The sequence below is a fragment of the Streptomyces sp. NP160 genome (assembly GCF_006335115.1).
Classification (GTDB): domain Bacteria; phylum Actinomycetota; class Actinomycetes; order Actinomycetales; family Quadrisphaeraceae; genus Quadrisphaera.
In genome coordinates this window covers 31,073-54,871 of sequence record NZ_VDMJ01000029.1, presented here as the reverse complement: position 1 = coordinate 54,871, position 23,799 = coordinate 31,073, and the positions used below count along the sequence as shown (strand labels likewise).

18 protein-coding genes are annotated in these 23,799 nt (G+C 76.9%); 7 read left to right on the top strand and 11 right to left on the bottom strand.

The genetic code is table 11. The features are described from left to right. Positions 1-22: 22 nt before the first annotated feature. From FHN55_RS15540 to mraZ, 4 genes are all read right to left on the bottom strand, one after another. Positions 23-2,086, bottom strand: a complete 2,064-nt coding sequence (locus tag FHN55_RS15540) for a penicillin-binding protein 2 (RefSeq protein WP_139713235.1) — start codon at positions 2,084-2,086, stop codon at positions 23-25. Further along, positions 2,083-2,829: a hypothetical protein gene (locus tag FHN55_RS22820; RefSeq protein WP_180357873.1), complete on the bottom strand. Its 747-nt coding sequence runs from the start codon at positions 2,827-2,829 to the stop codon at positions 2,083-2,085. The genes FHN55_RS15540 and FHN55_RS22820 overlap by 4 nt, the downstream gene beginning before the upstream one ends. Next, positions 2,826-3,854, bottom strand: coding sequence for a 16S rRNA (cytosine(1402)-N(4))-methyltransferase RsmH (rsmH, locus tag FHN55_RS15530; RefSeq protein ID WP_257571046.1), 1,029 nt, complete (start codon positions 3,852-3,854; stop codon positions 2,826-2,828). The genes FHN55_RS22820 and rsmH overlap by 4 nt, the downstream gene beginning before the upstream one ends. A gap of 292 nt (positions 3,855-4,146) precedes the next feature. Continuing rightward, entirely contained in the window at positions 4,147-4,578 is a 432-nt protein-coding gene (gene mraZ / locus FHN55_RS15525; protein ID WP_139713234.1) for a division/cell wall cluster transcriptional repressor MraZ, read from the bottom strand. Between the two features lie 192 nt (positions 4,579-4,770). Between mraZ and FHN55_RS15520 the strand changes: the two genes are divergently transcribed. Genes FHN55_RS15520 through FHN55_RS15510 form a run of 3 tightly spaced genes read left to right on the top strand, consistent with a single transcriptional unit; the run spans position 4,771 to position 9,372 of the window. After that, positions 4,771-5,763 (top strand): AAA family ATPase, encoded by a 993-nt coding sequence (locus FHN55_RS15520; RefSeq protein ID WP_373995744.1) that lies wholly within the window; start codon positions 4,771-4,773, stop codon positions 5,761-5,763. 40 nt (positions 5,764-5,803) lie between these two features. Then, positions 5,804-7,069: a DUF58 domain-containing protein gene (locus tag FHN55_RS15515; protein WP_139713233.1), complete on the top strand. Its 1,266-nt coding sequence runs from the start codon at positions 5,804-5,806 to the stop codon at positions 7,067-7,069. After that, positions 7,066-9,372, top strand: coding sequence for a DUF3488 and transglutaminase-like domain-containing protein (locus tag FHN55_RS15510; RefSeq protein WP_139713232.1), 2,307 nt, complete (start codon positions 7,066-7,068; stop codon positions 9,370-9,372). Before FHN55_RS15515 ends, FHN55_RS15510 begins: the two co-directional genes overlap by 4 nt. 251 nt (positions 9,373-9,623) lie before the next feature. Here FHN55_RS15510 and FHN55_RS15505 read toward each other — a convergent pair whose 3' ends face one another. The 3 genes from FHN55_RS15505 to FHN55_RS15495 form a co-directional block, all read right to left on the bottom strand. Beyond that, positions 9,624-10,070 (bottom strand): DUF3040 domain-containing protein, encoded by a 447-nt coding sequence (locus FHN55_RS15505; RefSeq protein ID WP_139713231.1) that lies wholly within the window; start codon positions 10,068-10,070, stop codon positions 9,624-9,626. A gap of 158 nt (positions 10,071-10,228) precedes the next feature. Next, entirely contained in the window at positions 10,229-11,533 is a 1,305-nt protein-coding gene (gene dinB / locus FHN55_RS15500; RefSeq protein ID WP_257571044.1) for a DNA polymerase IV, read from the bottom strand. Positions 11,534-11,678: 145 nt separating this feature from the next. Then, positions 11,679-15,992, bottom strand: coding sequence for a DNA polymerase III subunit alpha (locus FHN55_RS15495; RefSeq protein WP_139713230.1), 4,314 nt, complete (start codon positions 15,990-15,992; stop codon positions 11,679-11,681). A 344-nt stretch (positions 15,993-16,336) separates the two neighbouring features. On the opposite strand from FHN55_RS15495, the gene FHN55_RS15490 reads away from it, so the two are divergent. Further along, the gene (locus tag FHN55_RS15490) at positions 16,337-17,731 is read left to right on the top strand and encodes an MFS transporter (RefSeq protein WP_139713229.1); all 1,395 of its coding nucleotides are present in this window, start codon (positions 16,337-16,339) and stop codon (positions 17,729-17,731) included. Between the two features lie 225 nt (positions 17,732-17,956). Here FHN55_RS15490 and FHN55_RS15485 read toward each other — a convergent pair whose 3' ends face one another. The 4 genes from FHN55_RS15485 to FHN55_RS15470 all read right to left on the bottom strand — a co-directional run bounded on the left by FHN55_RS15485 (position 17,957) and on the right by FHN55_RS15470 (position 20,796). Then, positions 17,957-18,259 carry a hypothetical protein gene (locus FHN55_RS15485; protein WP_139713228.1) on the bottom strand — a complete coding sequence of 101 codons (303 nt, stop codon included), beginning with the start codon at positions 18,257-18,259 and terminating at the stop codon, positions 17,957-17,959. Continuing rightward, positions 18,256-19,833, bottom strand: coding sequence for an MFS transporter (locus FHN55_RS15480; RefSeq protein WP_218974714.1), 1,578 nt, complete (start codon positions 19,831-19,833; stop codon positions 18,256-18,258). Before FHN55_RS15480 ends, FHN55_RS15485 begins: the two co-directional genes overlap by 4 nt. A 95-nt stretch (positions 19,834-19,928) precedes the next feature. Beyond that, positions 19,929-20,420 carry an SAV_6107 family HEPN domain-containing protein gene (locus FHN55_RS15475; protein ID WP_139713226.1) on the bottom strand — a complete coding sequence of 164 codons (492 nt, stop codon included), beginning with the start codon at positions 20,418-20,420 and terminating at the stop codon, positions 19,929-19,931. Position 20,421: 1 nt separating this feature from the next. Further along, positions 20,422-20,796 carry a DUF6504 family protein gene (locus FHN55_RS15470; RefSeq protein ID WP_139713225.1) on the bottom strand — a complete coding sequence of 125 codons (375 nt, stop codon included), beginning with the start codon at positions 20,794-20,796 and terminating at the stop codon, positions 20,422-20,424. 266 nt (positions 20,797-21,062) lie between these two features. Here FHN55_RS15470 and FHN55_RS15465 point away from each other — a divergent pair, with 266 nt between their 5' ends. Genes FHN55_RS15465 through FHN55_RS15455 form a run of 3 tightly spaced genes read left to right on the top strand, consistent with a single transcriptional unit; the run spans position 21,063 to position 23,760 of the window. Next, positions 21,063-21,776, top strand: a complete 714-nt coding sequence (locus FHN55_RS15465; RefSeq protein WP_218974713.1) for a hypothetical protein — start codon at positions 21,063-21,065, stop codon at positions 21,774-21,776. Beyond that, positions 21,773-22,642 (top strand): carotenoid biosynthesis protein, encoded by an 870-nt coding sequence (locus FHN55_RS15460; protein ID WP_218974712.1) that lies wholly within the window; start codon positions 21,773-21,775, stop codon positions 22,640-22,642. The genes FHN55_RS15465 and FHN55_RS15460 overlap by 4 nt, the downstream gene beginning before the upstream one ends. After that, positions 22,639-23,760: a glycosyltransferase family 2 protein gene (locus FHN55_RS15455; RefSeq protein WP_139713224.1), complete on the top strand. Its 1,122-nt coding sequence runs from the start codon at positions 22,639-22,641 to the stop codon at positions 23,758-23,760. Before FHN55_RS15460 ends, FHN55_RS15455 begins: the two co-directional genes overlap by 4 nt. The last annotated feature ends 39 nt before the right edge of the window (positions 23,761-23,799 follow it).

Genomic DNA, 23,799 nt, shown 5'->3' with positions numbered 1-23,799 from the left:
ACAGGACGAGGCCCTCGCGCGCTCACTGCCAGGTCAGCGGCGGCAGCTGGGCGGGGGCGCCGCTGGGCACGATCCCCTCCTTGCCGAGGGCGTAGCCCATGACGTCGGAGAACACCGGGGCGGCCACGGTGCCGCCGTAGTGGCTGGTCTTCGGGTGCTGGACGATCACGGCCACCACGAGCTGGGGGTCGTCGGCGGGGGCCATGCCGATGAAGGAGGACGTGTACTGCGGCTCGCCCGTCGCCCTCGTCGCGGGCAGGTCCTGGGCGGTGCCCGTCTTGCCGGCCACCCGGAAGCCGGGGACGGCGGCGTTCAGGCCGGTGCCGTCGGAGGTGACGACGCCCTCGAGCATGTTCGTGACCTGGTGGGCGGTCTTCTCGCTGACCACGCGCGTGCCGGCGGTGGGGGCGGCGGGGGTGTAGGTCCCGTCGGGGGCGGTGGTGCCGGCCACGATGTGCGGCGGGATGCGCACCCCGCCGTTGGCGATGGTCGCGTAGACCTGGGCGGCCTGGAGGGCGTTGACGCCGTAGCCCTGGCCGAACAGCACGTTGTACTGCGTCCGACCGTCCCACTCCTCGGGGCTGGCGAGGATGCCGCGGGTCTCCCCGGGCAGCCCCAGCTGCTCGTCCCCGATCCCGAAGGCCTTGAGGTAGTCGTAGCGCTGCTGCACCGACAGCTGCTGGCCCACCTCGATGGTGCCGACGTTGGAGGACTCGGCCAGCACCCCGGCGAAGGTCAGCTTCTGCGGGTCGTGGGAGTGGGAGTCGCGCACCGAGCCCGCGCGGCCGGGCAGCTTCAGCGTGTCGGGCACGGTCAGCCGCGTCTCCGGCGTCGCGAGCCCCTGCTCGATGGCGGCCGCGGCGGTGATGAGCTTGCCGGTGGAGCCCGGCTCGAAGGTGTCCTCCAGCGAGCGGTTGTGGCGCTCGGTCTCGGGGGTGGCACCGGGGTCGGCCGGGTCGATGGAGCCGGACTCGGACAGGGCCAGCACCTGCCCGTCCTTGGTCATCACCACCACGGAGACCCAGTCGGCGCCGGTGGCCTCGGCCTGGGCGCGGGCAGCGCCCTGGGCGTAGAACTGGATGTCGTCGTCGAGGGTGAGCCGGACGTCCGCGCCGTCCACGGCGGGGGTGTTGCTGGACTCCCCCAGCGGGATGCGCTGGCCCCTCGCGCCGCGCTCGTAGAGCAGCTCGCCGTCCGTGCCGGTGAGGACGCCGTCCTCGGCGAGCTCCAGCCCGGCCAGGGCGGTGCCGTCCTTGCCGACGTAGCCGACGAGGTTGCCCGCGGTGGTGCCCGCCGGGTAGGCGCGCTCCTCGTCGGGCTCGGAGAAGATCCCGGGGATGCCGAGCGCCTGCACCGCGCGCCACTGCTCCGGGGTGAGGCCCTTGGCGAGGTAGGTCCACTGGACGTCCTTGCCGGCGGCGGTCTTGCGCGGGGTCAGCAGGGTGACCAGCTCGTCCTCGGGGACGCCCAGCAGCGGTGACAGCTGCGGCGCGGCCTCGGCCGGCGTCAGGAGGTTCTTCGACTCCTTCGTCGGCCCGGAGAACAGGCTCGGGTCGGCGGTGGCGTTGAACCGCTCGACGCTCTCGGCGAGCACGTTCCCGTCGCGGTCGGTGATGGTGCCGCGCACGGCGGGCACGGTGACCTTGACCAGGCGCTCCTCGAGGGCCAGCTCGGCGAGCTGGCCGGTGTCGAGGGCCTGCACCTGCAGCAGGCGCCCGGTGAAGACGGCCGCCACGACCAGCAGGAGGACGACGACGACGGCGGTGCGGCGCTCCGGCGTCCCGGCGCGCACCCCGCGGCGGGCCTTCGGGCGCGGGGGCCCCTGGGGCCGCGGCGGGGCCGCTGGCCTCGCCGTCCTCGCCGTGCGGCTCGCGGGCACCGCGCGGACGGCGCTCGCGGCGCTGGTGCGGCCGGCGGTCCGGGTGCCGGTCCCCGCGGCGGTGCGAGCGGGCGTGCGCGGCAGCGTGCCGGTGCCCGCGCCGGCGGCAGCGGTCCGAGCGGCGGTGCGGGCTGCGGTGCCGGTGCGGGCCGCGGTGCCGGTGGACCGGGCCGCCGGTCGCTGCGGGGACCGGGGGGCGGGGCTCACGGCGTGCTCCCGGTGCTCGGCGAGGCGCTCCTGGACGCCCGCGACGCGGACGGGCCGGCCGAGCCGCTCGCCGAGGTGTCGGCCGAGGGGTCGGCGGAGGGGTCGGCGTCGTCGCCGGCGTCCGCGTCGACCGCGCCCTGCTCGGCGGCAGCGGCCGAGGAGGTCGGCGTGGCGGTGGCCGACCGCTGCCCGCCCGCGGGGGCCTGGGTCCCCGAGGTGGACGGCGTGGGCGTCGGCGCGGCGCTGGGGTCGCCCACCACGGCCTGCTCCTGCGGGGCCTCCAGCACCAGCCACGCGCGCTGCGGCGCCCGGACCATGCCCAGCTGCTGGGCGCGCTCGTCCACCGCTCCCGGTGAGCTCACCTGCTGGAGGTGCTCCGTGAGCGCCTGCTCCTGCTCGGCCAGCAGCGTCTGCTGCGCCTGCAGGTCGTGCTCGGCGTAGCTGCCGCGCGACAGCGCGATGTTGGTCCACAGCGCCACGAGCAGCGAGGCCACGAGCACCGCGCCGCACAGCACCACGGTGCGCGCCCGGCCGCGGCCGCGACCGGGCGCCACGGGGGCGGCGGCCCGGGTGGCCGCCCTCGGGGCGCGGGGAGCGCGGGCGGCGGGGCGCGCGGCCCGGGCCACGGGGCGCCGGACGCCGCGAGCGGGGCGCGGGGCGTGCGGCGCGCTCCCGCGCTCGCGCGGGGCGGTCGCGTCCGGCGCGGGCGCGCTCGTCGTCGTCGAGCGGGCCGACGGGCTCATGCGCGGCCCCCGCGAGCCGGCGCGCTCCCGGGGCGCACCCGCTCGGCGGCGCGCAGGCGGACCGGCGCGGAGCGGGGGTTGGCGGCCAGCTCGGCCTCGTCGGCGCGCTCGGCGCCGCGGGTGAGCAGGCGGAAGCGGGGGGCGTGCTCGGGCGGCTCGAAGGGCAGGCCCGGCGGGGCGCTGCTGGTGGTGGCGGCGGTGAGGGCCTGCTTGACGATCCTGTCCTCGAGGGACTGGTAGCTCATCACCACCAGCCGGCCGCCCACGGCGAGCGCCTGCAGGGCGGCGGGCACGGCGCCGCGCAGCGCGTCGAGCTCTCCGTTGACCTCGATGCGCAGCGCCTGGAAGGTGCGCTTGGCGGGGTTGCCACCGGTGCGGCGGGCCGGGGCGGGGATGGAGTCGCGGACCAGGTCGACCAGGCGCAGGGTGCCGGAGAAGGGCTCGCGGGCGCGCTCGCGCACCACCGCGTCGGCGATCCGGCGGGCGAACTTCTCCTCGCCGTACACGTGCAGCACGCGGGACAGGTCCCGCGCGTCGTAGGTGTTGAGCACGTCGGCCGCGGTCGGGCCCGAGGTGGGGTCCATGCGCATGTCGAGCGGGGCGTCGCGGGCGTAGGAGAAGCCGCGGTCGACCTCGTCCAGCTGCAGCGAGCTGACACCGAGGTCCATGAGCACGCCGTGGACCTCGCGGACTTCCAGGTCCGCCAGCACCTCCGGCAGCTCGTCGTAGACGGCGCGGACCAGGGTGGCGCGGTCCCCGAAGCGCTCCAGGCGGGCCCCGGCGATGGCCAGGGCCTGCGGGTCCCTGTCGACGGCCACGAGGCGCGCCGCGGGCAGCCGCTCCAGCAGGGCCTCGCTGTGGCCGCCCATGCCCAGGGTGGTGTCGACGACGACGGGGGCGGAGCCGTCCTCGCGCGGCTGCAGCGCCGGGGCCAGCAGCTCGACGCACCGGTCCAGGAGCACGGGCACGTGCCGCTCGCCCGGGGAGCGCTCAGCGGGGACGGGGGCGGGCAGGACGTCGTCCACGTGCGCTCCTCCCGTCGGCAGCCGGTACCGGCTGGTGCATGACGCTACTGATGGGACGATTGTGACTCAAGTGACGAGTCAGGCAGCGCCCCACCCATCGTGCACGCCCGGGGCGCCGTTCCGCGGACATCCGGCCCGGCACGCCGCACGGCCAGGTCCCCATCCGCTCCGACGGGCCGGGGAAGTGGCCCGCGCGGCCTGACACCGGGGAAGGTGCGTCAGGACGCGAGGAGCGGCTGGAGGCCTGGCCGTGCGGTGGCGCCGGCGTCGTCAGCCGGCGCTCAGCGGCGGCTCACAGCAGCCCCGGCAGGTCGTCGAGGGTGACCAGGTCGTAGGCGGCCTCCGCCTGCGCGAAGCGCTCGCGCCAGGAGGCCTCGTCCCAGACCTCCAGCCGCTCGCCGGCGCCCACCACCGCCACCTCGCGGTCCAGGCCTGCGAAGGTCCGCAGCACCGGCGGCAGCGTGAAGCGGCCCTGCTTGTCCAGCTCCTCCTCGGACGCGCCGGCCAGCATGACCCGCAGGTAGTCCCGCAGCGCCGGGTTGGTGGCGGTGGCCGCCCTCAGCTCCTCGACGCGCCGCTCGAACTCGGCCCTCGGGTACGCGTGCAGGCAGGGCCCCTGGCCGCGGGTCAGGTAGAAGCCCCCGGCCAGCGCCTCGCGGTAGCGCGAGGGCACGAGCAGGCGCCCCTTGTCGTCCAGGCGCGGGGTGTGCGTGCCGACGAACACGGGTCGGCACCTCCCCCGCTCGCGAGCGTGGCCCTCCCGCGCTCCGCATGCCTCCACGTTACTCCACTCCGCTCCACCGACGGGGCCTCTCGCCCCACCCGGCGCCCCCCGGCCAGGTCGGCGCCCTCGGGCCCGGCAGGCGGTGATCAGCGACGGACTGCGGTGGTCAGGGGCGTGACGTACCGTTCGACCGTGTCGATCCCCCTCCCGTGGGGCGTGCGCGATGCCGAGGGCGGCATCGCGGACGTCCGAGACGTCCTCGGCCGCATCCGGGATGCGGTCGAGAAGGTGGTCGAGGGCAAGGACGACGTCGTCCGCACCGCCCTCGTCGTGCTGCTGGCGGAGGGCCACCTCCTCGTGGAGGACGTGCCCGGGGTCGGCAAGACGATGCTGGCCAAGGCCCTGGCCCGGGCCACCGGCGTCACCGTCCGGCGCGTGCAGTTCACCCCCGACCTGCTCCCCAGCGACCTGACCGGGGTCAGCGTCTACGACGCCGAGTCGCGCCGCTTCGACTTCAAGCCCGGGCCCGTGTTCGCGCACGTCGTCGTCGGCGACGAGATCAACCGCGCCTCCCCCAAGACGCAGTCGGCGCTGCTGGAGTGCATGGGAGAGCGCCAGGTCACGGTGGACGGCACCACCCACACCCTCGCCCGGCCGTTCATGGTGGTGGCCACGCAGAACCCCGCCGAGATGGAGGGCACCTACCCGCTGCCCGAGGCCCAGCGCGACAGGTTCATGGCCCGGGTGTCCATGGGCTACCCGAGCATGGCCAGCGAGCTGGCGATGCTCGGGTCCCACGGGGCGCGGGACCCGCTGACGGACCTCGAGCCGGTCAGCGACCCCGGCGAGCTGCGGCGGGCCATCGCCGCGGCGGCCTCCGTCCACGCCTCGCCGGCCGTGCAGCAGTACCTGCTCGACCTGGTCACGGCCACCCGCACGCACCCCGCGGTCAGCCTGGGCGCCTCGCCCCGCGCCAGCCTGCACCTGCTGCGCGCCTCGCGGGCGGTGGCGGTGCTCGAGGGGCGCGACCACGTGCTCCCCGACGACGTGCAGTCCCTCGCCGTGCCCGTGCTGGCCCACCGGCTCGTGCTCTCCCCCGAGGCCTCCGCGGTGCGGCGGACCGCCGAGGACGTCCTGGTGGACCTCGTGCAGCGGGTGCCCGTGCCCAGCTCCGCGAGGGCCTGACCGCGCCGTGGCGGGTCGGGCGGGTCGGGCCGCGCGGGCGGTGCGGTCCCTCGGGCTGACCCGCCGGGGCCGCGTGCTGCTGGCGGCGGGCGCCGCGTTCGGCGCGGTGGGCCTCTGGCAGGGGCAGCAGGCGGTGCTGCGCGTGGCGCTGCTGGCCCTGCTGCTCCCGCTGGTCTCCCTGGGGCTGGCGGCGCTGGCCAGCACAGCCCTGGGCGTGCGCCGCTCCACCACCCCCTCGCGGGCGGTCGTCGGGCAGCCCTGCCGGGTGCGCCTGGACCTGCGCAACCCGGGCCGCGTGCCCACCCCGGTGCTGCTCGCGCAGGACCACCTGCCCGCCGGCTGGTCGCGCGCCCCCCGCTTCACCGTCGACCCGCTGCCCCCCGGCGGCCGCGCCGCGGTGGCGTACTCGGCGGTCCCCCCGCGCCGCGGCCACCACCGGCTCGGCCCGCTGCGCGTGCGCGTCACCGACCCCCTGGGCCTGTGCGAGCTGCCGGCGCGCTCCGGCGGCAGGGACGACGTGCTGGTCCTGCCGGCCACCGAGCCCGTGCCGGGCGCCACCTCGCTGCTCACCGGCCAGGGCGGCGACGACGTGGGCGGCGGCGCGGGCGTCGCCGCGGGAGAGCGCGGCATGAGCACCCGCGAGTACCGCCCCGGCGACGACGTGCGCCGGGTGCACTGGCGCTCGACGGCCCGCCGCGGCGAGCTGATGGTCCGCCAGGACGAGCAGCCCCGGCAGCGCCGCGGCGCCGTGGTGCTCGACCGCCGCCCCGGCGCCTTCGGGGAGCCCGGTGCCGACGCCTTCGAGCGCGCCGTCTCCGCCGCCGCCTCGCTGGCCGTGTCCCTGCACGACGCGGGGGCTGCCGTGCACCTCGAGCTCGGCCCGCCGTCCGTCCCGCTGGCCGGGGCTGCCGGCCGCGAGGGGCTGCTCGAGGCGCTGGCCCTGGCCGACCTCGGCGAGGAGTCCTCGCTGACCGCCGCCCTGGCCGCCGTGCGGGGAGGGCGCAGCAGCGCCGAGACCCGCGACGGCGTGCTGGCGCTGGTGGCCGGTGCCCTGTCGCGCGCAGACGCCGAGATGGTGGCGGGGGTGCAGGCCGCCGGGGCCACCGGCGTGCGCCGGCGCACCGCGGCGCTCGTGGTGCTCGTGCAGGCGCCGGCGCCGGGCGCCGTGGAGGCGCTGCTGCGCGCGGGCTGGGCCGTGCTGGACCTGTCCGAGGGGGAGCCGCTGGCCGACGCGTGGCTGCGCGCCCGGGAACCTGCCGCCGCCGGCGCCGCCGCGGCCGGAGCTGCTGGAGGGATCGCCTCATGAGCTCGACCGGTCGGCTGCGGCTGGCCGCCGCCGTCGCGGTGCTGGCCACCGCGGCAGGGCTGCACCTGGTGGTGCAGGGCGCGGCCTGGTACGTGCAGGTGGTGCTCGCCGTGGCGGTGGTCTCGGCGACCGGCGCCGCGGCCTCCGCGCTGCGGCTGCCGTCCTGGGCCGGGGCGCTGGCCCAGCCGGTGGCCCTCCTCGTGGTGCTGTGCGTGCTGTTCGTCCCCGGTCAGGCGGTGCTCGGGCTGCTGCCGGGCCCGGAGGCGCTGCGGGCGCTGTGGGCGCTCGTGCTCGAAGGCCGCGAGGTGGTCCAGGGCCAGGCGGCGCCGGTCACCGGCGAGCCCGGTCTGAGGCTGCTGGTCACCGCCGGCGCGGGCGCCGTCGCCGTCGTCGTCGACGTGGTGGCCGTGGTGCTGCGTTCCCCCGCGCTGACCGGGCCGGTGCTGCTCGCGGTCCACGCCGTGGCGGTGGTGTTCGCTCCCGGAGGGGTCTCGTGGGGGTGGTTCGCCCTCGCCGTGGCCGGGTGGCTGCTGCTCGTGGCCGCTGACGCCGGCTCGCGCGCCGCGGCCTGGGGACGGCGCGTGCAGCAGCGCCGCCCCGCCTCCGGCGCCGCCGGGTCGCGCGGGTCGCGGGGGTCCGGGGTGGGCCTGGCGGGGGTGGCGGGCGCCGTGGCCGTCGTCGCGGTGGCCCTGGTGGCGTCCGTGGCGGTGCCGCCGCTGGTGCCCGGCACCACCTCCGTGGTGCTCGTGGGCGGGAACGGCCAGGGCATCGGCGGCGCCGCCGCCAACTCCGTCAACCCGCTGCTGGACCTCCGCTCGGACCTGGAGAGCCAGGGCACCGCGGAGGTGCTCAGCTACCGCACGTCAGCCGTCACGCCGTCGCCGCTGCGCATCGTCACCGTGGACGACTTCACCGGCGAGGTCTGGCGCCCCACCACCATCGACCCCGCGCAGACCCGGGCGCTGCGGGACGGCATGCCCGCCGTCCCCGGGCTCGCCGAGGACACCCCGCGCACCGACGTCACGTACCGCTTCACCGTCGAGGCGCTGCGCCAGCAGTGGCTGCCCACGCCCTACCCGGCCACCGGGGTGCAGGTCGACGGCGACTGGGTCGTCGACACGAGCACCCTCAACATCCGCGCCCAGGGCCGCACGGTCACGCAGCAGGGACAGCGCTACGACGTGACGCAGGCGGCCGTGGACCCGACGCCGGAGCAGCTGAGGGACGCCCCGGACGCGCCCGCCGACGTCGCGGAGCGCTACACCGCCCTCCCCCAGGACCTCCCGGCCCAGCTGCGGCAGACCGCGCTCGACGTGGTGGGCGGGGAGACCAACAAGTTCCTGCAGGCCAGCGAGCTGCAGGACTGGTTCCGCAGCACCGGCGGCTTCACCTACTCCCTCGACGCCCCGGAGCCGCGGACGGCCAACGCCCTGGTCGACTTCCTCGACGACAAGACCGGCTACTGCGTCCACTACGCCTCGGCGATGGCGGTGATGGCCCGCACGCTGGGCATCCCGGCGCGGGTGGCGGTCGGGTTCCTGCCCGGAGCCGCCCTCGGCGACGGCAGCTGGCAGGTGACCCTGCAGGACGCCCACGCCTGGCCCGAGCTGTACTTCGAGGGCGCGGGGTGGGTGCGCTTCGAGCCGACGCCGGGCGCCCGCACCGGCACGGCCCCGTCGTGGACGCAGGCGCCGGTGGCGCCCTTGACCCCCACCGCCCCGGTCGACGGGTCGAGCGCGACGGCGGCGCCCTCCAGCTCCTCCACCACCGCCTCGGCGGCGCCGACCACCACCAGCGCGGTCGCCGGTGAGCAGGAGCAGGCGCAGGTGCCGTGGTCGGGCCTGCTGGTGGTCCTCGCGCTCGTGCTCGGCGTCCTGGCTGCGCCCCTGGCCAGCCGGTCGCTGGTGCGGCGGCGGCGCTGGAGCAGGGCCGGGACCGACGCGGCGCGCGCCGAGGCGGCCTGGGCGGACCTGGTCGAGCAGATCGGCGACCTGGGCGTGGCGCTGCCACCGTCCCAGACCCCGCGCCAGGTGGGGGCGCGGCTGGAGGCGGGGCTGCGCCACGAGGACGGGCCGAGCGCGCAGGCGCCGGCCGTGGCCCGGTTGGTGGGAGCGGTGGAGGGCGCCCGCTACGGAGCCGGCGGCTCGAGCGGCTCGACGGCCCTGGCCGAGGACGTGCGCGAGGTGGTCGGCGCGGTGGTCGCCCAGCGGCCGGGCTCCGCCACGTGGCGCTGGCGCCTGCTGCCGCCGTCGGGGGTGGCGCACCTGAGGCGCTGGGGCCGGGCGCTGCTGCGCCGCGGCTGACCCGAACCCTGCGTTCCCCCGTCCGGCACTCGCGCACCCCAGTGCGCCTTCACGCACCCCCCATCCCGCACTCGCGCACCCCAGTGCGCCTTCACGCACCCCCCATCCCGCACTCGCGCACCCGAGTGCGGGACGGGGCGTGCGGGCGCGAGCCGCCGGTCAGTGACCCGGCACCCGCCCGACCGCGCGCACGCGGAGAGGCCCGCCCCCGGTGGGGACGGGCCTCTCGACGTCAGCGTGCGGGCTGGGGGTCAGCCCCAGCGGTCGTCGCGGCGGCGGTCCCACCGCTGCTCGAGGCGCTGCATGAACGTGCCCTGGCGGCGGGGCCTGCCCGGGCGCTGGTGCCCGGCCTGCGGCCGCGGGGCGGTGCGCCCGTCGGCGCCGACCACGCCGACCGGGCCGCTCTCACCGCCACCCCCTGCGCCGGAGACGGCGTAGAGGATGCCGCCGAGCATCACGAGGAAAGCCAGACCGCCGATGCCGTAGACCCAGCCGCGGTGCTCGGCGGGGATGAGGATCACGGTGGCCACGAGCGCCGCCAGACCGGCGACGGCGACACCCACGCCGACGACCACGCTGCGCTTCCCCCCGCCCTGGCGGCGGGGGCCGCGCATGGTCGAGGCGAATCGGGGGTCGTCGGAGAGCAGCTGCTGCTCCATCTGCTCCAGCAGACGCTGCTCGTGCTCAGACAGCGGCACTGCGACCTCCTGCGGTCATCACTCCGGGGTCTCAGGATAGGCGCCGTCAAGGGGAGGGGAAAGCCAGTCTGCCGCCGTGGGCGCAACCTGTGCGCAACACCGCATTCACGGTCCCACCAGCACCACTGTCACCACGAGCACCACGCTGGCGGAGATCATCAGGAGGCTCCTCCCGCCGGTGCGCGGCCCTGCCCACCGGGGCGCGGCAGCAGCAGCGACGCGGGGGTCACCACGCCGCTGCCGAACCGCCGGCTCGCCGCGTCCACGGCCCGGTCGGCCTCGCGCCACCCGCGCTCCGGTTCGTCCAGGCGGAGCTGGCGTGGCACCCGCTCGGCGTCCACCAGCCCCTCCACGCGGACCCCCACCAACCGGATACGGGCGCGCTGCAGGCCCATCGCCGTCCACAGGGCCGCCGCGGCGGCGTAGACGTCACGCCCGGAGTCCGTGGCCTCGCGCAGCGTCCGCGAGCGCGTGACCGTGGTGAAGTCGGCGAAGCGCACCACGAGCACCACCGTGCGGCCCACGTGCCCGTCGCGGCGCAGGTGGCGGGCCACCCGCTCGGACATCCGCAGCACCTCGCGCAGCACCACCTCGGGGTCGTCGACGTCGACGGCGAAGGTCTCCTGGGCCCCGGTGCTCCGCTCGGCCACGGCCGCGCTGGCCACCACCGGGCGGGGGTCGCGGCCCCAGGCGAGCTCGTGCAGGGAGGTGCCGAGCGCGTCGCCGAGAGCGCGGCGCAGCGTGGCGGACGGCGTGTGCGCCACCTGCCCCACGGTGTGCAGGCCCAGGCGGGCCAGGGCCTGCTCGGTCTTCTCCCCCACGCCCCACAGCGCACTGGTGGGCAGCGGGTGCAGGAACGGCACCACCTGGTCGGCCGGCACCACGAGGGCGCCGTCGGGTTTGGCGCGCCCGGAGGCGAGCTTGGCCACGGCCTTCGTCGTCGCCAGGCCCACCGAGCAGGTGACGCCCTGCTCGTCGGCCACCCGGTCGCGCAGGTCGGTGGCGATCTCCAGCGGGGAGCCGTAGCGGCGGACGGCGCCGGAGACGTCGAGGAAGGCCTCGTCCATGCCCAGCTGCTCCACCACCGGGGTCACCGAGGTGAACAGGGCGACGACGGCGGCCGAGACGGCGGCGTACCGGTCGGGGTCGGGCGGCAGGACCACGGCGTCGGGGCACAGGCGGCGGGCGCGGCTCATGGACATCGCGGAGTGGACCCCGGAGCGCCGCGCCTCGTACGTGGCCGACAGGACCACCCCGCGGCTGGACCCACCGCCCACGATCACGGGCTTGCCGCGCAGGTCGGGGCGCTCGAGCAGGGAGACCGAGGCGTAGAAGGCGTCCATGTCCACGTGGAGCACGGTGCAGCCGTCGCTGGCGTCGCCCCGGGTGTGCTCGCGCAGACCCGCCACCGAGGCCGCCACCGCCGGGTCGAGGCTCGCCCGGTCGAGCTGGCTCCGGCTCACGCGCCCCCACCCCCGCCCGCTCCCCTGCTCGCACTTTCCGCGGAAAGTGCGCTTCCAGGGCCCCTCCTTCTCGCACTTCCCGCGGAAAGTGCGAGAAGAGAAGGAGGACGACGACGGGCGCGGGCGGCTGCGAAGAGCACCGCGGTCACCACCCGGCGCTCCCGGAGCTGGAGTGCCACAGCTTGCGCGGCGCCCCTCGACCGGCACCGCGCTCGGTCTCGAGGAGGTCCTCGAGGGCGTCGTCGGCCGAGCGCTCGGGCGCTCCACCGCCGTCGTCGGCGGCCGAGGCGGCGGAGACCCGCGTGTTGCGGGTGTCGCTGCCGGGCGGGGCGACGTCGGCGTACGGCGAGAGCAGGAAGCCGCTGGCGTGCACGAACACCCGCCGCGGCGAGGCCCCTCCCATGCCGCCGGCGCGGCGCGCGGCGTCGTCGGCGGTGCGCCCGGCGCCGGGCCGGTCCCCCACCGGCAGCCCGCTGGCGGCCGCCGCAGCCGCGGCCTCCTCCTGCGCCGCGGCCTCCCGCGAGGCTGCACCCGCGTACCGCCCGTCGCGCTGGCCGGGACCGGAGCGGCCGGCGTCGATCCCGGGCACCGCGCCGTCGTCGCGGCCCTGACCGATGACCCGCGAGGGCGCCATGACCGGCCGGCTCGACCGGGACGCCGCCGCCCCCGCCACCGCCGCCGAGCCGTACCCGGCGGCCGGCTGGCCGGCCATGACGCGGCGCACGCCGTCCACCCCGTGCTCGGACCACACCCGCCACAGCGCTGGCATCGCCCACGCGCCGGTGGCGCGCAGCGAGACGCCGCGCGGGCCGGTGCGCCGCAGCTCCCCGCGCACCACGAGCAGCCACGAGCCGAACACCGTGGAGGCGTACGGGCCCTGCGCGTCCTCGAAGAAGGTGGCGTCGACCGGGCCGGTGGAGTCGTCCAGGGTCAGGAACACCACGCGCCGCCCGGAGCGGATCGGCGGGGTCTGCGTGGCCACCTTCACCCCCGCCACCAGCAGGTCGCTCCGCGAGTGCTGCTCGCGCAGAGCGCTGGAGCGCACCACGCCGATCGCGTCGAGCATCGGCCCGTACGCGGCGACCACGTGGTGGCTGGCGTCCAGGCCGAGCACCTCCAGCTCGGTGCGCACCTGCTCGGCGGGCGTCATCTCCGGCAGGCCGGAGGGCTCGACGTCGCCGGGGGCGTCGCCCAGGTCGAGCGCGAGCTGCACGTCCTCGGACGAGGCCGCCGCCGAGGTGGCCGACTTCCCATGATCACGGCGAGGGGACCGGGACGACGAGGGGCGGGCGCGGGCGGCGCCCCGCTCGAGCGCACGGGTGTGCCGGTCGAGGTCGGCCACCTGCAGCAGCAGGTCGCGCCGCGTCACCACGCCGCGGCGGCGCACGGGCGCGGTCAGCCCCAGCCCGTAGACCGCGTCGAGCGCCCCGGTGAGCACGAGCCGCTCCAGCACCGGGCGGGACGGGCGCGCGCGGTTCCACAGGTCGGACAGCGAGTGGTACGGCTGACCTGCGACGATGCGCGCGACCTCGGCGTCGCTGATGCCCTTGACCTCGGCCAGCGACAGCCGGATGCCCCAGTCGCGCCCGTCGGGCACGGCGGCGTCCAGGCGGTAGCGGCTGGCGAACGGGCCGTACCGCTCCGAGGCCTCCCGCTCGCCCCAGCGCGGGGGCTGGGCGGGCGCCGGCCGCGGGCGCTCGTCGTCGTCCTTCCCCGGTCCGGCGGGGAACTGCTGCAGCACCGCGGGCGGCGGCTGGTCCCAGGGGGCCACCGGCTCCACCCGGTACTCGCCGGTGGAGGCGTTGACGTCGAGCGGGAGCACCGCGATCCCCATCGTGCGGGCGTCGTCGAGGATGAGGCGCTTGGGGTACATGCCCGGGTCGTGGGTGAGCACGCCGGCCAGGAAGTGCGCAGGCCAGTGGGCCTTGAACCACGCCGACTGGTAGGTGGGCAGCGCGAACGCCGCTGCGTGGGCCTTGCAGAAGCCGAACGAGGCGAAGGCCGCCAGCACCTCCCAGATCCGCTGCACCTGCTCGGGCGTGAACCCCGCCGCGAGCGCGCGGGGCCGCCACCAGGTCTCGACCTCGGCCTGCCCGTCGCGGGTGCCCAGCGCCCGGCGGACCTCGTCGGCCTGGGTGAGGCTCACCCCGGCGGTCTCGGCGACGATCTCGAGCACCTGCTCGTGGAAGACCACCACCCCGCAGGTCTGCTCCAGCGCCGTCCGCAGGCGGGGGTGCAGGTGGTCGGGCGCGCGCCAGCCCTGCCGGGCCATGAGGAACGGCGTGACCATGTCGGACTTCACCGGCCCGGGGCGGAACAGGGAGATGTCGATGACGAGGTCGGCGAAGTCCTGCGGGGCGAACTTGCCCACCAGCTCGCGCTGTCCGGGCGACTCGATCTGGAAGCACCCCAGGGTGCGGGCGGAGCGGACCAGCCGGAAGGCGTCCTCGTCGTCCAGGGGCAGCGCGTCCAGGTCGATGCGCTCACCGGTGGTCCGCTCCACCTCGCGGGTGGCGTGCGCGAACGCCGACTGCATCCGGATGCCCAGCACGTCGAGCTTGAGCAGGCCCATGACCTCGACGTCGTCCTTGTCGAAGGAGCTCATGGGGAAGCTGGTGGCGGACGGCTGCACCGGGGTCCGGTCAAGCAGGCCGGCGTCGGAGAGCAGCACCCCGCACGGGTGCAGCGCGGTGTGGCGGGGCAGCCCGTCGAGGCTCTCCACGAGGTCGTAGAGCAGGTCGAGGCGTGGGTCGGCCAGGCCCGAGGCGCGCAGCTCGGGCAGGTCGCGCAGGGCGTGGCGGACGTCGCGGGCGCGCAGGTGCGGGAAGGCCTTGGCGATGGCGTCGACCTCTCCGGGCGGCATGCCGAGGGCGGCGCCGACGTCGCGGACGGCGTGGCGCACCCGGTAGGTGTCGGTCATGGAGACGGCGGCCACGCGGTCTCCCCCGAAGCGGGCCAGCACGGCGTCGTAGACCTCGGTGCGGCGGGCGGACTCGACGTCGACGTCGATGTCGGGCAGCTCCGCCCGGGCGGTGGTGAGGAACCGCTCCATGAGCAGGCCGTGGGCGATGGGGTCGACCCCGGAGATGCCGAGCAGGTGGTTGACCAGGCTGCCGGCGCCGGAGCCGCGGGCGGCCACGCGCACGCCCAGGCGCCGGGTGAGGTCGCAGACCTCGGCCACGGTGAGGAAGTAGGTGGGGAAGCCGAGCGCGCCGATGACGCCCAGCTCCTCGTCCATCCGCGTCCGCACGCGCTGCAGGTGCGCCAGCGAGGCGCCCGGGTAGCGGGTGTGGACGGCGGCCTCGCAGCGGGCGCGCAGCACGGCGCCGGCGTCCTCCACGGTGCGCACGGACGGTCCGGCCACCAGCCACGGCTCGGGCAGGTGGACCCCGCCGATGCCGAGGTCGGCGCGGGGGTCGAGGTGGCAGCGGGCGGCGAGGCGCTCGGTGTCGGCCAGCAGCTGCGCGGCGCCGCCGGCCTCGCGGGCGCGGGTCGCGCCGGCGGCGGTGGCGATCCGCTCGGCGAGGTCCCGCATGGCCGCGGCCGGCTTGAGCCAGCCGTGACCGGTGGCCCGGTCGAGGTGGCGGCTGGCCAGCGGCACCAGGCGGCGGGCGGCGTCGAGCACGTCGGCGGTGGCGGCGCCCTCCGGGCCGGCGTGGCGCACGGCGTTGGTGAGGACGGCGGGCACGCCGGCCTCCCGGGCCAGGGCCAGGGTGCGCGCGGCGTGCCCGAGGCTGGCGGGGGTGCCCTCGGCGCCGAGGTGGCAGACCACCTCCACCGCCAGGCAGCCCAGCGGCAGGGCGGAGTACCAGCGGGCCAGCAGCGCGCGGGCGAGGTCGGGGCGGCGGGCCAGCAGGGCGCGGCCCACCTCGCTGTCCGGGCCGAGCAGCACGGTGAGCGCGGGGGCCCCGGAGGCCGGGTCGACGGCGTGCTCGGCGATCTCGGCCAGCGTGGTCACCGGGGTGCCGCGCCGTCCGCCGACGGCGCTCAGCGAGCCGGGCGCCTCGCCGCGGGTGTGCGCGGCGGTCGACAGCCGGCACAGGCGGGCCCAGCCGGCACCGGTCGGCAGCGGCGGGTCGCCCGGGTCGGGCGTCCAGCCCGCTGCCGCGGTGAGGGAGGCGCTGGAGCCGTGGGCGAGGACGACGACGCGCGGCAGCCGCGCGTCCACGGCGGCTCCGCCGCGCACGGGCGTCCTGCCCTGCTGGTCCCGTCCCTGCTCGAGCAGGCCGCTGGGCTCGACGGCGAGGTCCATCCCCAGCAGGGGGACGACGCCCTCCTGCGCGCAGGCGACGGCGTGCTTGACGGCGCCCCGCAGCCCGTCGCGGTCGGTGAGGGCGAGGGCCCGCTGGCCGTCAGCGGCGGCGCGCTCGACGAGCGCGGCCGGGGTGTCGGTGCCGTGCTGGAGGCTCCAGCCGGAGGCGACGTGCAGGTGCGTGAAGGGCTGCTGTGACGGCGGCACCTCGCTCCTCCCCGGGCCGGCCCGCGGTGTGCTCCGCGGGGCAGCAGGCCGGGGAAGGTCGGCCTGGTCGAACTCCTGTTCGACTCCACGGACACTACACGGCCTCCGGCGCCAGCCGCAGGGGGGCGCCGCGACGACTGCTCCACCCGGGTGACCCGCACCGACGCCCTCGACTGGTTGCCGACGACAACCAGGCGTAGCGTCGCGCCGCCGTCGAGGACGCGGCACGGAGGAGGAGAGCGATGGCCACCGCACGTCCTGCAGCACCGGGAACCGCGGGCTCCATCAGGAGCCTGATCCCCGCACGCATCGACCGCCTGCGATGGGCCCCCTTCCATACCCGGATGATCATGGCGCTGGGGACCGCCTGGATCCTCGACGGGCTCGAGATCACCGTCGCCGGGTCGCTCAACCCGATCCTCCAGGACAAGGCCGCCCTCGGGATGTCGGTCACCGAGACCGGCCTCATCGCCACCGTCTACCTCGTCGGCGAGGTGGTGGGCGCGCTGGTCTTCGGGCGCATCTCCGACGCCCTCGGGCGCCAGAAGCTGTTCATGCTCACCCTCGCCGTCTACCTCGGCGGCAACGCGCTGACGGCCCTGACGTGGAACGGGGAGACCTCCGGGCTCGTCTTCCTCTACCTGACCCGGTTCATCGCCGGGGCCGGCATCGGCGGGGAGTACGCGGCCATCAACTCGGCCATCGACGAGATGATGCCGGCGCCCTACCGGGGCCGGGTGGACATCGGCGTCAACGGCACCTACTGGGCCGGCTCGATCATCGCCACGCTCGGCACCTACCTCCTGCTCGACACCATGCCGGTGAGCTGGAGCTGGCGCGTGGCCTTCCTCATCGGCCCGGTGCTCGGCATCGCCATCCTCTTCCTGCGCCGCCACCTGCCCGAGAGCCCGCGCTGGCTGCTCATGCACGGCCGCGAGCAGGAGGCCGAGGACAACATCGCCGCCATCGAGCGGCAGGTCGAGGACAGCGGCCAGCAGCTGGCGCCGGTGGACGGCTCCAAGGCCATCGAGGTCCGCCCCGCCCCGGCGCAGGGCTACGTCACCCTGGCGAAGGTCCTCTTCAAGACCTACCCCCAGCGCGCCACGCTCGCCGCCACGCTGATGATCACGCAGTCGTTCCTCTACAACGCCATCTTCTTCACGTACACGACGGTCCTCACGGCGTACTACGGCGTCGCGGCCAGCAACACGCCGCTGTACCTGATCGGCTTCGCGCTGGGGAACTTCATCGGTCCGCTCGCCCTCGGGCACCTCTTCGACACCTGGGGCCGCAAGAAGATGATCGCCGGGACGTACCTGCTCTCGGGCGTCCTGCTGGCCATCACCGCCGTGCTCTTCAACGCGGGTGTGCTCAACGCGGTCACCCAGACCATCGCCTGGGCCGTCATCTTCTTCTTCGCCTCGGCGGGTGCGAGCTCGGGCTACCTCACCGCGAGCGAGCTGTTCCCCATGGAGGTGCGCGCCCAGGCGATCGCCATCTTCTTCGCCATCGCCCAGCTCTGCGGGGCGGGCGCTCCCCTGCTCTACAGCGCGCTCATCGGCAGCCTCGACGACCCGTCGGTCACCCGGCTGTTCATCGGGTACCTCATCGGCGCGGCGGTGATGGTCATCGGCGGTGTCGTGGCGGCGTTCCTCGCGGTGGACGCCGAGGGCAAGTCCCTCGAGGACGTCACCATGCCGCTGTCCGCGGTGAGCACGCGGCCCCGCGCCACCGGCTGAGGCCCCGACCGGCTGACGCGAGACGCCCCGACGCCCTGGGGCGCAGCCGCTCGGGGCGCCCCGAGGGGTGCGAGCACCTGACCCGCGAGCGACCGCGGTCACCTGCGGCGCGACGCTCCTGGGCCGACGGCTCCGCACCTGACCGCGGTCATCCGCGGCGAGGCTCGCCGTGCGGCTCGCCGAGGGGCAGGGCGCGCGGACGCGGGTGCCGCGACGCGACGGCGCTCAGGCCAGACCGCGGTGGGCGCCCCAGAGGGCGGCGGCGCGGTCAGCCGCAGCGCTCACGAGCTCCGCCAGCTCGGGCCGGTCGGCCGGGACGGGGAAGGACACGTACCCGCCACGGCCGCCGGCGACCGGGCGGCCGTAGGCCTTGACCGCGAGGTGGCCGTCGGGCAGCAGCCGCACGGTGAGCGAGGTGAGCACGAACTCCTCACCCCGGCGGACGGCGGTCCAGCGCAGGCCCTCCGGCACTGTCGCGTTCACCGCGACACCGTTGAGCTCCACGTCCGGGCCACCGGGCCCGGTCATGAGCGGGACCGGGTGGGAGCGTCGGCAGAGAGCCCGACGGGGACCTCGACGACGACGTCCGCGGGCAGGCCCGCCGCGGTGCCGACACCCACCTCGACCGGGCCGGCGGCCGGGCCACCCGCCGGTGCGGGCGCGGCCTGCGCAGCTGCGTACGAGGCGGACAGCCGGCGGTACTGCGGGCTGGCCAGCGCCAGGAGCGTGACCACGAGCCCCACCAGCCCGGTGATGACGAAGACCAGCGCGATGGCACGGGCCTGACCGGTGCCGAACCAGCCGCCGATGGCCCGGGCACCAGCGCCGTCACCGCTCATGAGGGGGACGACGACGAACTGCGTCAGCGGCCCCATGAGGAAGGCGGTCAGCGGTGCCGCGGACTGCTCCACGCTCTGCGCGAAGCCGAAGACGCGCCCCTGGCGCTCGTAGGGCACCACGCGCTGCAGCACGGTCTGCTCCGCCGCCTCGGCGAACGGCATGAGCAGCATGAACACCGCCATCGCGGCGGTCAGGCTGACCACCGACGAGGTCAGCGGGAAGAGCATCGTGGCCGTCCAGGAGGCCGCGTTGACGAGCAGCAGCAGCCTCACGGGCCGGCTGCCCAGGCCGAGGCGCGCCACGAGCAGGCCTCCGACGATCATCAGCGCGCTGAGCCCGCCCCACAGCAGGCCCCACACCTGCACCGAGACCAGCGACAGGCCGTAGGCGTCCATGAGGGCCATGAAGCCGCCGCCGATGAAGTTGTTGAAGCAGCTGAAGGCGATGAGCGGCACGAGCCCGGGCACGCCGCGCACCAGCCGCCAGGTGCCCCGCAGGTCCACCCCGCCAGCGCCGCTCCCGCCGTGGTCGGCACCCGCCTGCGCGACGCCGCCCTCGGTCGCGCCGGCGGCCGCGGCACCGCCGGCGGCGGGCGCCGTCCCGGGCTCCGGCTCGGGCACGTGGACCCGCGCCAGGTGTACCACGGAGGCGGCGAGCACCACGAGGGCCAGCAGCAGCACGTGGAGCATCCCGCCGGAGGCGACGAGCACGCCGCTGATGACGGAGGTGACGAGCATCGAGGTGCCCGTCACCGTGCCCACGAGGCCGTTGGCGCGGTCGCGCCGGTCCTCCGGGACCAACAGCGTGACGAGGGTGGGCAGCGCGATCGCCCGCGGGTTCCCGGCGATGACGCCGAGCATGAGCACCACGATGAACGCCCACAGCTGCCAGGAGGTGACGTCGCGGAACACCTCCGGCGGCGTCAGCAGGTACAGCGCCAGGGAGGCGGCGTAGACCACCGCCGAGGCCACGGCCGAGCCCTGCATGACCGCGCGCTTGCGGTGGTTGTCGACGAGGCTGCCGAACCAGATGCCCGTGGCCGCGGTGGCGACCACGAAGATGCCCGCGACCATCCCGGTGGCGAAGACGGACCGCGTCTCCAGGAAGACCCAGAAGGTGATGGCGAACCACACCGTGTAGTTGATGACCGAGACGACGGCGTTGCTGGCGAGCAGGTGGGCGAACACCCGCTGCGTGCCGTGCCGCAGGTCCAGGCGCGGCTGCGCCCGGTCTGCCTCGGGGGTCGGGTCTGCGGTGGTCACGGTGTCTCCTGCTCCTCGGGCTCCGTCGTCACCACCCTGACCGCCGGGAGGCCCCGGAGTCATCGGGGTTTCCGCCACGGCCCGGCCGGTCCGCCTCAGGAGGCCGCGAGCGGGAGCCCCCCGATCCAGACGCTCACGTCGAGCAGCGCCGAGACCCGTCCGGTGAACGCCTCGGCCCGCGCCAGGTGCGCGTCGGCCTCGGCGGCCTCCACGGCGGGCCCCCGGCCGCTGTCGACGGCGGCGCGGCGGTCGGCCGCTGCACCGAAGAAGCGGGCCCAGTCCTCCAGCTCGGGGGCCAGCGCGAGCAGCGACTCCCACACGTTGACGGGCCCGCGGCGGCGCCCGCCCACGAGCTGGCGGGCCGCGACCACCGCGGCGCCGGCGCGCAGGGCGGCCAGGTGGGCGGTGACGAACCGCTCGGCGGGGTCGGTCGAGGCGGCCGCCAGCGACAGCTCCGTGGCGGCGCGCTCCAGCAGCCGGACGGCGCCTGCGGGTGCGGGCGGGCGCGCCACCGGGACCGCCCCGTCACCGGTGCGCGTGGTGGTGCGGCCGGCCGGGCCGGCGCGACGGGGCCGGACGGCGGCCACGTCAGTCCACCACCCGGACGAGGCGCCAGCGCGGCGCGCCGCCGGCGGCCCCGGCGGGCTCGCTGGCCAGCTCGAAGGTGCCCGGCTCCACGCCGAAGCCGGCGCTGGCGACCACGCGCCACACCTGCTCGTCGGCGGCGGGCCCGGCGGACCGGACGCCCGGCTCGCGGGCGAGGGCGCTGCTGCCGCTCACCTCGACCGGCTCCCCGCGCAGCGCCCTGGCGGCGACGCCCTGCCACCACGGCAGGCGCGCGCTCCAGCCGGCCAGCACCTCGCGCACCACGAAGAGGCGACCGCGCCAGACGAAGGCCGACGGCTCCCCCGAGCCGCTCTCGGCCACCTGGACGTGCACGACCTCGTCGAACGACCGGCTCACAGCTCCTCCTCCTGAGGCACTGGCGGCGCGGCCCCGGGGCTTCCCCTCCCCGGAGGCCGCGCCCGCCGACATCGAACACCAGTTCGACAGCAGCAGTGAAGCGCTGATCTCGCTCCGCGTCAACCCGCTGTCCATGGCGACAACAGTGCCCGCGGGGTCTGACATCCCGCTCTCACCTGCGGTGACGTCCCGGCGAGCGCTCGGTGGACAGCCGGTGCGCGCCGCTCGGGAGGCCCGCGGTCAGCGCGCGCGGCTACGGTGCTGCCGTGGACCCCCAGCGCGCCGTCCCGGCCTGCGCGGTCCTCCACCTGTGGCGGGTCCCCACCACCGCGGTGCCCGCCGCCGTCGCCCGCATGGCGCTGGACCGGCGCCACCTGCGCACCAGCGGCGCGGCCTTCTGGAAGCTCCTCGGCACCGGTGACGGGCGGACCTTCACCCCGCGCGACGCCGACCCGCACCACTGGGCCGTGCTCACCACCTGGGCCGACGACGCCGGCGCGACCGCCTTCGAGCGCTCTCCCGCGGTGCGGGCCTGGGACCGCCTGGCCGCCGAGCGGCTGCGGGTGGAGATGGTCCCCGTGGCCAGCCGCGGCCGCTGGTCGGGGCGGGAGCCCTTCGGCGCCCCGGTGCCCTCCCGCGCCGCGGCCGCCGGGAGCGGCGGGATCGCGAGCATCACCCGGGCCCGGATCCGCTTCGGCAGGGGCCGGGCGTTCTGGGGCGCCGTCCCGCCGGTCTCCGCGGACCTGCACGCCGTGCCGGGGCTGCGCCTGGCGGTGGGTGTCGGCGAGGCGCCGGTCGGGCTGCAGGGCACCTTCAGCCTGTGGGAGGACGCCTCCTCTCTGCGCGACTTCGCCCACGGCCGCGCCGCCCACCGCGACGTGGTGGAGCGCACCGGGCGCGAGCGCTGGTACGCCGAGGAGCTGTTCGCCCGCTTCGCCGTCCGGTCGCTGGAGGGCACGCACCGCGGGGTGGCCCCGTGAGCGCCGCCCCCTCCCGCACCGCGGTCGAGGCGCGCCGGCCGCTGCAGGGCACGGGCGCGCAGCGCGCGGCGCTGGTGCTCGCGGCCGTCGCCGTCGTCGTCCAGGTCGCCCACCCGCTGCTGTCCGGTGGGGTGCTCACCACCGCCACCGTGGTGAGCGTCCTCGTGTTCGCCGCGGCCTCGCTCGTGAGCGCCGCCGCCACGCACGGGCTGCGGGCCGCGGTGGTGCTCGCGCTGGGCGCCGGGGGCGTGGGGCTGCTGGCGGAGGCGGTGGGCGTCAGCACGGGCTTCCCGTTCGGCGAGTACGCCTACGCCGGCACGCTCGGGCCGCAGGTGCTCGGCGTGCCCGCGGTGGTGCCCGCCGCCTGGCTGATGATGGCCTGGCCGACCGTGCTCGCCGGGCGCTCCGTGGTGGACCTGCTGCGGGCGCGCTTCGGGCCGGTGCCGCACTGGGTGGCGGTGCCGCTGGGGGCGTGGGCGCTCACCGCGTGGGACCTCTCCCTCGACCCGCAGATGGTCGCCGCGGGCCACTGGGCGTGGGTGCACCCCGAGCCGTCGCTGCCGGGGATCCCGGGCATCCCGCTGACCAACTACGCCGGGTGGCTGCTCGTCTCGCTGGTGGTGCACGCGGTGCTGCACGTCGGCGTGCCGCACCGGGTCCGCCCGGGGGTCGCCCCGGGTGCCGCGCTCGCCGCCGGGGCGCCCGCGCTGCTGCTGGGGTGGACGTGGCTCGGCTCGGCGCTGGGGAACGCGGTCTTCTTCGGGCGACCGTGGGTCGCCCTGTGGGTGCTCGTGGCGATGGGCCTGGTGGCCCTGCCGGCGCTGGCGCACCTGCGCAGCCGTCCGGCGCGGTCCTCCGGGGCGTGAGGACCGTCCGGCTCGTCGGAGCGGCCAGCGCGGCGGCCGTCGTCGTCGCCGTCCACACCGCCGTGAACGCCGCGCTGCTGCGGCGCCCGGCCGCCGCACCGCCGGCCGCCGCGGAGCGGGTGAGCGTGCTGCTGCCCGCGCGCGACGAGGCCCACCAGGTGGGACGAGCGCTGGCGGCGGTGCTCGCGAGCACGGGCGTGCCCGACCTCGAGGTGCTCGTGCTGGACGACGGCTCCACCGACGGCACCGCCGCCGCAGCGGTGCGCGCCGCCGGCGGCGACCCGCGGGTGCGCGTGCTGACCGGAACCCCGCTGCCGCCCGGGTGGCTGGGCAAGCCGCACGCGCTGGCGCAGCTGGCGGCCGCCGCCTCCGGCTCGGTGCTGGTCTGCCTGGACGCCGACGTGCGCGTCGCGCCGCACGCCCTGGCGGCGACGGTCGACCTGCTGCGGCGGCACGGGCTGGCGCTGGTCAGCCCGTACCCGCGGCAGGAGGCGGTGAGCGCCGCCGAGCGGCTGGTGCAGCCGCTGCTGCAGTGGAGCTGGCTGGCCACGCTGCCGCTGCGCCTGGCGGAGCGCTCGCCGCGGCCGTCGCTGTCGGCGGCGAACGGGCAGCTCATGGCGCTGGACGCCGCGGCGCTGTCGCGGGCGGGCGGCTTCGCGGCGGTGAGGGCGGAGGTGCTCGACGACGTCGCCCTGGTCCGCGCGGTCAAGGCCGCGGGCGGGCGGGGTGGTGTGGTGGACGGCACGGACCTGGCCACCTGCCGGATGTACGACGGCTGGCCGGCCGTGCGCGACGGGTACGCGAAGTCGCTGTGGTCGGCCACGGGCTCCCCCGCCGCTGCGCTGAGCCTGGTCGCGGGGCTGGGCGCGGTGTTCGTGCTGCCCGCGGTCGCTGCGGTCACCGGCGCGGGGGGTGGCCGCGGGCGGCTGCTGGGGCTGCTCGGCTACGGCGCCGGCGTCGCCTCGCGGGTGGTCGCGGCGCGGCGCACGGGCGGGCGGGCGTGGCCGGACGCGATGGCGCACCCGGCCTCGGTGGCGGTGCTGGGCGGCCTGGTGGTGCGGTCGTGGCGGCTGCGCCGCGCCGGCGGCCTGGCCTGGAAGGGTCGCGCGCTGCCCTGACGGCGTCGCCCCGGGTGGATCTGCACCACTCCCCCGATG

Coding starts and splice junctions, on each gene's coding strand:
- FHN55_RS22820 (WP_180357873.1), bottom strand. CDS start 2,829: ATGAGCCCGTCGGCCCGCTCGACGACGACGAGCGCGCCCGCGCCGGAC.
- FHN55_RS15510 (WP_139713232.1), top strand. CDS start 7,066: ATGAGCTCGACCGGTCGGCTGCGGCTGGCCGCCGCCGTCGCGGTGCTG.
- FHN55_RS15490 (WP_139713229.1), top strand. CDS start 16,337: ATGATCATGGCGCTGGGGACCGCCTGGATCCTCGACGGGCTCGAGATC.
- FHN55_RS15485 (WP_139713228.1), bottom strand. CDS start 18,259: ATGACCGGGCCCGGTGGCCCGGACGTGGAGCTCAACGGTGTCGCGGTG.